Genomic DNA, 372 nt, shown 5'->3' on the forward strand with positions numbered 1-372 from the left:
ATTGAGGCTTGAGGCATCGATCGAAGTGAAGGCCGGAGCGTTCCACTCACGCACGGATGGATGGAGCGAAGCCGAGCTTATACAGTTCACAGGATTGCTCCGAAAATTCAATCGGCCCGAATAAGCGACCGATCTGGCCGTCAAACGGACTGAGGTAGTGGGACTTCGAGCCCAACCTTGATCCGATCCATTGCCACGAATGTCCGGAAACGCTTGACATTGTTGTTGCCGAAAAACAGCCGACGGGTCAGCGCCTCATAATTCACCATCGACGGCACGATAACGACCAGCACAAAATCCGCCTCGCCAGTCACGTAGAAGCATTGCTGGATCTCAGGCGTAGCCGCAAACGCCTGCTTGGCGCTTTCAATC

The 372-nt window shown here is 54.6% G+C and carries 1 protein-coding gene; it reads right to left on the reverse strand.

Annotated features, from left to right (window positions below; all coding sequences use genetic code 11):
• Positions 1-140: 140 nt before the first annotated feature.
• A partial coding sequence (locus AB4Z23_RS29030; RefSeq protein WP_441361380.1) for an Lrp/AsnC ligand binding domain-containing protein occupies positions 141-372 on the reverse strand: 232 nt, incomplete at its 5' end.

The sequence above is a fragment of the Agrobacterium sp. MCAB5 genome (assembly GCF_052114365.1).
Classification (GTDB): Bacteria; Pseudomonadota; Alphaproteobacteria; order Rhizobiales; family Rhizobiaceae; genus Agrobacterium; species Agrobacterium tumefaciens.